Below are 9,635 nucleotides of genomic sequence, written 5' to 3' on the forward strand. Positions count from 1 at the left end.
TCCTGCTCCAAACCCACACGCCGCCGGTCGGAGGCGGACCCTCCGACCGGCGTCGAGTGCGTTGTTACTGAACGGTCGTGCTGGACAGCTGAACCGGGGTGGCCGGATTCGGGTAGCACTGAACCGGGGTGAAGTCGTTGATCGTGGTGTCGAGGCGCTTCATCGACAGGCCCGGGTTGTCGAAGCTGGAGCCGCCGGCCGAGGTGACCAGCGTGCCCTTCTGGAACGACGTGAACTTCGCTTCGATCGAGGGAAGTTCGAAGGTGGATCCGCCGTAGAACGGGCCGGTGGCCTTCACCACGAGCTGGTTGCCGACGACCTCCAGTGACTGGGTGGAGCCGCCGAGGTTGCTACCGCCGGTCAGCTTCTGGCTGATCAGCACGGCGCCCGCCGGTATGGAGACCTTGAGGGCGACGTTCCGGACCTCCTTCTGGTACGCGGCGTTGAGGGGGAAGGGACCCGGCGTGTACTTGATGGTGAACACCTGGAACGGGTGCACCGTGGCCGGGGCGGTGACGTCGAAGGCGCGGTTGCTGGAGTACTCGCTCCACTGGCCGTTCTCCGGAACGCGGCACAGGTACGGCACGGTGGCGGGGACGGCGATCGCGGTGCCCGAGGCAGCCATCACGCCCGCCACGACGAGGGAAGTCGCGGCGGCGGCCCGGCGCGCGGTGGTCTTGCGGGTCAAGGGGTCTCCTCCAGAGTCGGTGCTGCTGACTGACAGCGGATGGACGCTAAAACCGGCCTCTGGAAGTTGGCTCGAATTCCACTCTTCCAATGGTTCTCCAGCGATTCGAGACGGGATCCGGAGAGCCTGGCGATGAAAGCTGTCCGACGTTGAGCGGGGTTGAATGGTGAAACTCAAGGGCAAGGTCGCCGTGGTCACCGGCGGAACGAAGGGCCTGGGGCTCAAGATCACTGAGGCATTCGTCGCCGAGGGGGCGCGGGTCGTCGCGGCCGCACGGGGCGAGGAAGGCGCACGGGAGGCGCTGGAACCGTTCGGGGACGACGCGGTCTTCCATCAGGCGGACGTTCGCGATCCGGAGTCCGTGCGCGCGTTGATGGAAGCCGCGGCACAGCGGTTCGGCGCGGTCGACATCCTGGTGGCGAACGCGGGGCTGAGCCGGTCCGGACCCGTTGCGGGCCTGTCGGCCTCGGACTGGGCCGATGTCGTCGATACCAACGTCAACGGTCTCTTCCACTGCGTCCAGGCGGCAGTGCCGCACCTGGAGCGGAGCGATGCCGGCCGCATCATCACGCTGTCCTCCGCGCTCGGCAGCCGCCCCACGCCGGGCGCATCGTCGTATTGCGCGACCAAGGCGGCCGTGGAGATGTTCAGCAAAGTGGTCGCCCTGGAGCTGGCTCCCAAGGGGATCACGGTCAACTGCCTGTCCCCCGGCTTCATCGATGAGGGCATGGGCAAGCTGCTGAAGGCGAACGAGGCGGTCTGGAGCAAGTACGGGCCCAAGGTTTCGCTGGGCCGCATGGGTACCGGCGAGGAGGTCGCCGACGCTGCCGTGTATCTCGCGGGAGACAGCGGGTCCTACGTCAACGGGCACGTGCTCGAAATCAACGGAGGTCTGGCATGGTGACGCCGCTCGTGTCCTGACGTCTGGTGGAACGACTGCGGGACGGCCCTCGAAAGAGGGCCGTCCCGCTTGTTTCGGTGGATCAGGCCCCCGCGGTCACGGAGACGCTCTGCCCGGTGATGCCGGTGTTGGCGGCCGAGCCGAGGAAGACGACCACTCGTGCGATCTCGGTCGCGTCGAGCAGCCGGCCGAGCGGTGCCCGGGCGGAGTACCGCTCCGCGACACCCATGCTGTTGGCCATGCGCTCCTCGTTGCGGAAGGTTCGCGTCAGTCCGGGGACCACCACGTTGGAGAGGATGTCCCCGTCCCGGCCCAAACTGAAGGCCGTACTGCGCGAGAAGCCGTGCAGCGCCGCCTTCGCCGCGGCGTAGAACTCCGCGCCGATGCGGCCCTGGTCGGTTTCCAGCACGCCTTCGGTGACCAGGCTCGACGAGATGTGCACGATGCGGCCCCAGCCCTGCCCGCGCATCACCGGAGCGACCAGGCGGGTGAGTTCGACGGGGCCGTCGATGTTGTCGTGCAGCTTGGACCGCCAGTCGTCGCCGACCTCCTCGAAGCGGTCGCCGGGAGGCCGGAAGCCGAACGGCCGCAGCGCGTTGTTGACGAGAACGTCGATCCGGCCGGTCCACTGGAGTGCCGCATCCGTCAGGGCACGTGCCGACGCCGGTTCGCCGAGCCCGTAGGGCGCGATGAGCGCGCGGCCTCCCGCCCGCTCCACCTCCTTGGCCGTGACCTCGGCGTCGGCGGCATTCGATGCGTAGCCGACGACGACATCGGCTCCCTCGGCGGCGAAGGTACGGGCCACTTCCCGTCCCATACCACCGGAGGCGCCCGTGACGATTACCGTGCGGCCGGTGAGTCCCAGGTCCATCCCGTCACCCCGCCACGTCGGTCAGGGAACGGTCCGGGGCGGCCGGGGCGGGTTGCGGCCGTTTGCGCGTGTTGCTGAAGCGTCGTACGGCCGGCACCTCCACGAAGCGGTACAGGAGCCACGCGGCGGCGGTCGTCAACGCGAACGTCAGGGCGATCATCCCCAGGGCGGGCAGGGTGTCCCAGGTACGTCCCGGCACCCGGCCCATCGGTCCGTACCACATCACCAGCATGTGGACCATGTAGAAGGCGAACGAGAGCTCACCCAGACGCACCATCGTGCGCCCGCGGAAGGGCGAGCTGGTCCCCTTCACATCGGCGGCCGCTCCGGCCGCCACGACCAGGGCCAGCGGGATGACCGTCGGTGCGACAATGCCGTACGCGTCGGGCAGCCAGACCGTCAGCGCGTAGCCCGGAATGAGCGTCAGCAGCGCACCGCCGAGGCTCAGCGGAATCCAGCGGCCCGTCTGAACGATCCGCGCCATGACAATGCCGAGGGCGAATTCGAGCAATCGGGTCAGCGGCAAGCAGTAGACGAACCAGTACTGGTACCAGGAGATCGGGTAGTACGGCATCTCGGGGTCGCTGGGGAGCAACTGGGACGCCAACGCGACGAGGACCACACCGGCGAACAGGATTCCCGCCCAGGTCCACAGGCGCTGGGCGGGAATCGCACGCACCCACCGCACCAGCCAGGGGAAGGAGAGGTAGAACAGCAGTTCGGCGGCCAGCGACCAACTCGGTCCGTTCGTACCGAAGAAGACGTCTTCCACCGGGAACCACGCCTGGATCAGGAAGAACGACGGCACGGTGTTGCTCACCGTTGCCGCGTAGCCGCCGATCCAGGTCATGAGCAGCAGACCCGCGGCCCAGGTCACCAGGTGGTTGGGGAAGATCTTCGCCAGTCGGCGACGCCAGAACGTCAGGGGCCGGTCCGTATCCCTGGCGGACCACGTCAGGACGAACCCACTGAGGATGAAGAAGAAGCCGACGCCCACGAAGCCAAGCTTCGACACGTAGGTGACGAGGGCGGCCCCGAGGTCCTTGTCGTTGAAGATCCCGTACACGGCCGCATGACACACGAACACCATGAGGGACGCGATGAAGCGCATGCCGGTCAGGGACGGGAGCCGGGATCCGTCGGCGGAGACCGCCGACGGCCCGCCGGTTCTGGACGTCGTCACTCGTGTGCCCCCGCCTTGCGGCCCACCGCGATGACGTAGCCGAGCACTTCGCCCTCCAGGACGCCGACCTTGGAGAGCATCGCCTTGAACTCGTCGGCGAACTCCTTGCCGCCGCGCTCGGCGATGTACGCGTACTTCTCGTCCAGTACATCGGGGATACGAGCCGCGGACCGGTGCAGGTGCGGCGTCGCGTCCTCGAACCGGGTGATCTCGAAGCCGGCGTCCAGGAGCAGCTGCCGGTACCCCTCCAGCGTCGGCAGGGCCTCGACGGTGAACCCTTCGCGCAGCGCCACGCGCTGCTCGGGGGAGAGGTCGGTGCGCTCCGCGTAGTCCGACAGCACGAACCGCCCGCCGGGCACCAGGACGCGTTCGATCTCCTGGAGTGCCTTCGGCCGGTCGGACATGTACATGATGGCTTCGGACGCCCACACCGCGTGGAAGGAGTTGTCCGGGTAGGGCAGCGCCATGCCGTCGGCCTGCTCGAAGGTCACCTGCTCGGTGACACCGGCCTCCAGGGCGAGCTTCTCGCCCTGTCGGACCTGTTCCAGGCTGACGTTGACGCCCACGACGTTCGCGCCGCTCACCTTGGCGGCTTGGATCGCCGGGCGACCGAAGCCGCAGCCGACATCGAGGAGGCGGTCGCCGGCACGCAGCTCGGACGCCTCGATCATCACCTCGGTGTGCCGCTCCTTCGGATCGGTGCCCGGGGACTTGTCGTCGAAGTAGCCAATGTGCAGGTTGAAGCCGCTCAGTCCGAACAGCCAGCTGCGGTCGTCGAAGTACTCGCCCACTTCGTCGGCCGTCTTCGCTTCGTACGTGGTCATGCCCAGGCACCTCGCTCAAGGGAAAGTCCGATGCCGGACACGATGAGCGCCACGTCTCGAAAGTCGCTGGAGACGCACTGCACAGCCCGCACGGCCGAGTGGGACCGGCGCGAGATCCTGCTGTTCCAGCAGCTCTCGAACCCCCGTCGAGCCCCTCTGATGACGATCGCGGACACTTGTCCGGATCAGAGGGGACCATCGTGATACATCTCTTCCAGCCGCAGACCGGAGACGAGGAACTCGCCGCCGTGGCCGAAGTGTTCGCCGACAAGTGGCTCGGCCACGGTCCGCGCACCAAGGCGTTCGAGGCCGAGTTCGCCGCCCACCTGGGCGTGGAAGCGGAGAAGGTCGTCTTCCTGAACTCGGGCACCGCCGGCCTTTTCCTGGCGCTGGAGTGCCTGGATCTCAAGGAGGGCGACGAGGTCGTACTGCCCTCCCTCAGCTTCCTCGCCGCCGCCAACGCCGTGCTGGCCGTCGGTGCCCGGCCCGTGTTCTGTGATGTGGACCCGCGCACCCTGAACCCGGACGCGACGCACATCGAGAACGCCCTCACCGAGCGAACCAAGGCCGTCATCGTGCTGCACTACGGTGGCTACCCCGGCGACGTGAAGGCCATCGCGGAGCTGTGTGCGGACCGTGGCGTGACCCTCATCGAGGACGCCGCCTGCTCTGCCGGCTCCCGAGTGGACGGCCAGGCCGTGGGTACCTTCGGCGACCTGGCCATGTGGAGCTTCGACGCGATGAAGGTCCTGGTCACCGGAGACGGCGGCATGCTCTACGTCCGCGACCCCGAGCTGGCCTCCCGGGCCCGCCGCCTGGCCTACCACGGCCTCGCCCAGCCCAGTGGATTCGGTCACGCCAAGGTTTCGCACCGCTGGTGGGAGTTGGACATCCCCGAGCCCGGCCGCCGTGTCATCGGCAACGACATGACCGCGGCCATCGGCCGGGTCCAGCTCCGCCGACTGCCGGAATTCGTGGCGCGCCGCAAGGAGATCGTAGAGCTCTACGACCGGGAACTCGCCGGAGCCGAGGGGATCGAGCTGCCGCCGGCGCTGCCGGACGGGCACCAGTCCACGTACTACTTCTACTGGGTACAGCTGGACGCGGACATACGCGACGAGGTGGCCGGCGACCTGCTGGCTGCCGACATCTACACGACCTTCCGTTACGCGCCCCTGCACAAGGTTGCCGCCTACCGCTCGGAGGGACAGGTCCTACCCGCCTCCGACACGGCTTCCGGTCGCACGCTGTGCCTGCCGCTGCACCCGGGTCTCTCCGACGACGACGTGCGCACGGTCGCGGCCGCCCTGCGCAAGGCCGTCGACGCCAAGCGATAGGAACCCGTGATGCGACTCCTCTTCCTCGCCGCGCTCGCCAAGACGCTCCACGAGGTGACCATCGGCCTCGACCTCGCCGAGCAACTGGCCGACGCGGGCATCGAGAGCCACTTCGTGGTGAACCCCTACAACGAGGACCAGCTGCGCGCGGCGAAGACGCCGTACACCCTGGTCGAACCCGAGCTCGGCGAAGGCGTCCGCGACGTCGTGCACCGGGTGGCCAAGGAATTCCGGCCCGACGCCGTCATCCTCGTCGACTACCTGGCCCACTGGATGACCTTCCGCGTCGGATACCGCACCGATCCGTGGTTCGTCGAGGACCTCGGGCTGCCCGTCATCCCCATCGACCTCTACGACCTGGAGAGCACGAGCCGCCGCGTCGAGATCCTCGGTACGACGATGGAGGTGGACGACAACCTCCTGCACATGCCCGTGCAGCTGTTGCCGGTGCCGATGAACCGCCCGCGGATCACCGACTCGGGCCGAGGACTGCCGTACCGGGCGAACCGTACGATCGAACCACTCACAGGGGCCGTCCGGGACGAGGTGCGCCGCTCCCTCGGACTGACCGGCGGACAGCGCTTGCTGATGGTGCCGACCCTGCCCTGGCAGCAGCTCATGCAGGTCCATGCGGCCGAACCCACGCGTGAACTGGCCGGCCGGCTGCCGCGCTTGCTGGGGCACTACCTCGGAAGGCTCCCGCAGGACACCCACTTCCTGATGACCGGCCCGCTCTTCGAAGGCTTCGCAGGACTCGGGGACCGGGTGCACCACCGCCCCGAATACACGGCGGGGGACTACCACCGTCTGCTCGGCGCCGCAGACGGGGTGTTCTCGTTCCACCTGCCCAGCTACGCGCTGGAGCGCGCGGTCCTCGCCGACGTACCGGGCCTCCTCGCGGTGAACAACCATGCCGTGGACGGCGAGCCGGCCATCGCGCGGCTCGACGCGGAACTCGGCGGCCTCGGGCGGGAGGTACGGGACTGGCTGACCTCCTACCCGGGAGCGCTGCCCGACTTCCACATGTGGCCGCTCAGGTGGAACGAGGTGTTGCGCCCGTTGCTCCAGGCCAACCCGTTCACCGAAACCCTGCTGCGCGCCGAGCTCCTGGACGAGGACGGCCTGGTCGACGGCCTCGAACGGCTCCTCTACGACCCGGTGGAACGGGATCGGTTGGCTGCCGAGCGGGCCGTATACCGCGACGCGGTGAACGCCCTGCCGGAGACGGCAGGAACGTTCACCGAGGCGGCGCGCCGCCTGGGCATAGGCGACTGAGCACGGGGCCAGGTATCAGGCCACCAGTCCCTCGAGAACACCCACGACGTCAGCCGGTAGGGGCAGCTCGGCCATCTCCGCGGAGATGGCCCGGGCGCGCTCCCGGTATTCGGGGGTCGCAAGGACCTCCTGGCAGGCGTCGGCGATGTTCTCGGGGGAGTCATCCTCCGGGCGGACCATCCTGGACGCACCGTAGGCACTGAGCCGTTCGGTGTACCCAACGACGTACGGCAGGTACGGGATGAGGATCTGGGGGACACCGGCCGCCATGCTGCCGAGCACCGTGTTCCCCCCGGCATGACTCACGACCAGGTCACACGTGCGTGCCACCACGTCGAGCGGGATCCAGCCGGCCCGCACGTTGTCGGGCAGCGTACCCAGCTCGTCCACGACCGTGTCCGGAGCCGCCACCAGCAGTTCGACATCGAGCGAGGCCACCTTCGTGACCAATCCGGACAGGATCTCGAAGTCGGAGTCCTTCGTGACCCGGCTGCCGGCGCTGACCAGGACGCGCGGCCGGTCCCCCTTGTCGAACATCCACGGCGCGAGTGGCCGCTGCGAGGTGTAGGGCACGTACCGCATCAACTGCGCCGCCGGGGCGTCGGCGGTGCGGAGTGAGGGCGGGCAGGTGTCGACGAACAGATCGGCGGAGGGCATTTCGTACAACCCGAAGGCCTCCAGCTCCGGCCCGAGCTCGGCGGCCGCCGCGAGGTCGATCGTGCGGGGTTCGCCCATGTCCACGGCGTGCTTCACGTAGGGCACCCCCGCGTACGCGGCGACCAGCGGGGCGGCGAAGGCCAGTACCCCGCCGACGACGAGATCCGGCTGCCAGCGGTCGATCAGCGAGGTCAGCCCGTCAACGCACGCAGCGGCGTACCGGCCGAAGCAGCGGCCGTTGAACAGGTACCGCTCGTGCAGGTCTTCCGGTATCTCCTGCAGTACCCCCCTTCGGTCGTACAGGAAGTCCTTCATCACTTTCGAGGTGACGGCGAAGCCCGGCACTCCGGCACCGTTGATGATCCGGATGCAGTCCTCGGGTGCGGCCATCACGACCTCATGGCCCGCGTTCTTCGCCGACTGGGCCAGGGGGATCAGGGAAAAGACGACTCCCGAGCTACCGCCTGCCACAAAGAGAATCTTCATGCACGCGATCGTCGGCGAGACGGTTCGTCCCTGGCTCGAACGATCCTCGACCTTCCGCGACTTCCGGACGAGGACGCGTTTCCCGTTCGAGCCGCTCTCCAGAGTGGTCGACGACCGTCATTCTCGCCGCCCCTGCCCACCCCAACAGGAGGAAGTCGCTCGTGTCCCGTCGTTTGTTCACCTCGGAGTCCGTGACCGAGGGTCACCCCGACAAGATCGCTGACCAGATCAGCGACACGATCCTCGACGCGCTCCTCACCGAGGACCCCACCTCGCGCGTGGCCGTGGAGACGCTCATCACCACCGGTCTCGTGCACATCGCGGGCGAGGTGACGACGAAGGCGTACGCGCCGATCGCGCAACTCGTCCGGGCGAAGATCCTGGAGATCGGCTACGACTCCTCGAAGAAGGGCTTCGACGGCGCTTCCTGCGGCGTCTCGGTGTCCATCGGCGCGCAGTCCCCGGACATCGCGCAGGGCGTCGACACCGCCTACGAGAAGCGGGTCGAGGGTGCCGCCGCGGGTGAGGAGGGGGACGAGCTCGACAAGCAGGGCGCCGGCGATCAGGGCCTGATGTTCGGCTACGCCTGCGACGAGACGCCCGAGCTGATGCCGTTGCCGATCCACATCGCGCACCGGCTCTCGCGGCGGCTGACGGAGGTTCGCAAGGAGGGGATCGTTCCCTACCTGCGTCCCGACGGCAAGACGCAGGTGACGATCGAGTACGACGGTGACAAGGCGGTCCGCCTCGACACCGTGGTGGTGTCCTCGCAGCACGCCGCGGACATCGACCTGGACGCCCTGTTGACACCGGACGTGCGCACGTTCGTGGTGGAACACGTGCTGGCGCAGCTCGCCGAGGACGGCATCAAGCTGGACACCGAGGGCTACCGGCTGCTGGTGAACCCGACCGGCCGTTTCGAGATCGGCGGCCCGATGGGTGACGCCGGCCTGACCGGCCGCAAGATCATCATCGACACCTACGGCGGCATGGCCCGCCACGGCGGCGGCGCCTTCTCCGGCAAGGACCCGTCCAAGGTCGACCGCTCGGCGGCGTACGCGATGCGCTGGGTCGCGAAGAACGTGGTCGCCGCCGGTCTGGCCTCGCGCTGCGAGGTCCAGGTCGCGTACGCGATCGGCAAGGCCGAGCCCGTCGGCCTGTTCGTGGAGACCTTCGGCACCGCCAAGGTCGACAGCCAGAAGATCGAGGACGCCATCGGTCAGGTCTTCGACCTGCGCCCGGCCGCCATCATCCGCGACCTGGACCTGCTGCGCCCGATCTACGCGCAGACCGCCGCGTACGGCCACTTCGGCCGCGAGCTCCCCGACTTCACCTGGGAGCGCACCGACCGCGTCGACGCGCTGCGCAAGGCCGCCGGCCTGGTGTGAGCGCACGCCCGCGCCGCCCTGCCCA

The 9,635-nt window shown here is 68.4% G+C and carries 9 protein-coding genes; 4 read left to right on the forward strand and 5 right to left on the reverse strand.

Features of this window, described 5'->3' with window-relative positions; translation table 11 throughout:
- Nucleotides 1-64: 64 nt before the first annotated feature.
- Entirely contained in the window at nucleotides 65-688 is a 624-nt protein-coding gene (locus ACFVS6_RS28710; protein WP_389708269.1) for a hypothetical protein, read from the reverse strand.
- Nucleotides 689-851: 163 nt separating this feature from the next.
- On the opposite strand from ACFVS6_RS28710, the gene ACFVS6_RS28715 reads away from it, so the two are divergent.
- Nucleotides 852-1,592: an SDR family NAD(P)-dependent oxidoreductase gene (locus ACFVS6_RS28715; RefSeq protein WP_389708271.1), complete on the forward strand. Its 741-nt coding sequence runs from the start codon at nucleotides 852-854 to the stop codon at nucleotides 1,590-1,592.
- Between the two features lie 79 nt (nucleotides 1,593-1,671).
- On the opposite strand, the gene ACFVS6_RS28720 is transcribed toward ACFVS6_RS28715, so the two are convergent.
- From ACFVS6_RS28720 to ACFVS6_RS28730, 3 genes are read right to left on the reverse strand one after another with little or no spacing between them, the layout of a single operon-like run.
- The gene (locus tag ACFVS6_RS28720) at nucleotides 1,672-2,460 is read right to left on the reverse strand and encodes an SDR family NAD(P)-dependent oxidoreductase (RefSeq protein WP_389708273.1); all 789 of its coding nucleotides are present in this window, start codon (nucleotides 2,458-2,460) and stop codon (nucleotides 1,672-1,674) included.
- Nucleotides 2,461-2,464: 4 nt separating this feature from the next.
- Nucleotides 2,465-3,643, reverse strand: coding sequence for an acyltransferase family protein (locus ACFVS6_RS28725; protein ID WP_389708275.1), 1,179 nt, complete (start codon nucleotides 3,641-3,643; stop codon nucleotides 2,465-2,467).
- Entirely contained in the window at nucleotides 3,640-4,467 is an 828-nt protein-coding gene (locus tag ACFVS6_RS28730) for a class I SAM-dependent methyltransferase (protein ID WP_389708277.1), read from the reverse strand. Before ACFVS6_RS28730 ends, ACFVS6_RS28725 begins: the two co-directional genes overlap by 4 nt.
- 200 nt (nucleotides 4,468-4,667) lie before the next feature.
- Between ACFVS6_RS28730 and ACFVS6_RS28735 the strand changes: the two genes are divergently transcribed.
- Nucleotides 4,668-5,804 carry a DegT/DnrJ/EryC1/StrS family aminotransferase gene (locus ACFVS6_RS28735; protein ID WP_389708279.1) on the forward strand — a complete coding sequence of 379 codons (1,137 nt, stop codon included), beginning with the start codon at nucleotides 4,668-4,670 and terminating at the stop codon, nucleotides 5,802-5,804.
- Between the two features lie 9 nt (nucleotides 5,805-5,813).
- Complete coding sequence (locus tag ACFVS6_RS28740) at nucleotides 5,814-7,079, forward strand: DUF6365 family protein (RefSeq protein WP_389708281.1); 1,266 nt, start codon at nucleotides 5,814-5,816, stop codon at nucleotides 7,077-7,079.
- Nucleotides 7,080-7,094: 15 nt separating this feature from the next.
- Here the strand turns inward: ACFVS6_RS28740 and ACFVS6_RS28745 are convergent, their stop codons facing one another.
- Nucleotides 7,095-8,222 (reverse strand): glycosyltransferase, encoded by a 1,128-nt coding sequence (locus ACFVS6_RS28745; protein WP_389708283.1) that lies wholly within the window; start codon nucleotides 8,220-8,222, stop codon nucleotides 7,095-7,097.
- Nucleotides 8,223-8,383: 161 nt separating this feature from the next.
- Between ACFVS6_RS28745 and metK the strand changes: the two genes are divergently transcribed.
- Nucleotides 8,384-9,610, forward strand: coding sequence for a methionine adenosyltransferase (metK, locus tag ACFVS6_RS28750; RefSeq protein ID WP_389708285.1), 1,227 nt, complete (start codon nucleotides 8,384-8,386; stop codon nucleotides 9,608-9,610).
- The last annotated feature ends 25 nt before the right edge of the window (nucleotides 9,611-9,635 follow it).

The organism is Streptomyces sp. NPDC057939, from assembly GCF_042887545.1.
Classification (GTDB): domain Bacteria; phylum Actinomycetota; class Actinomycetes; order Streptomycetales; family Streptomycetaceae; genus Streptomyces.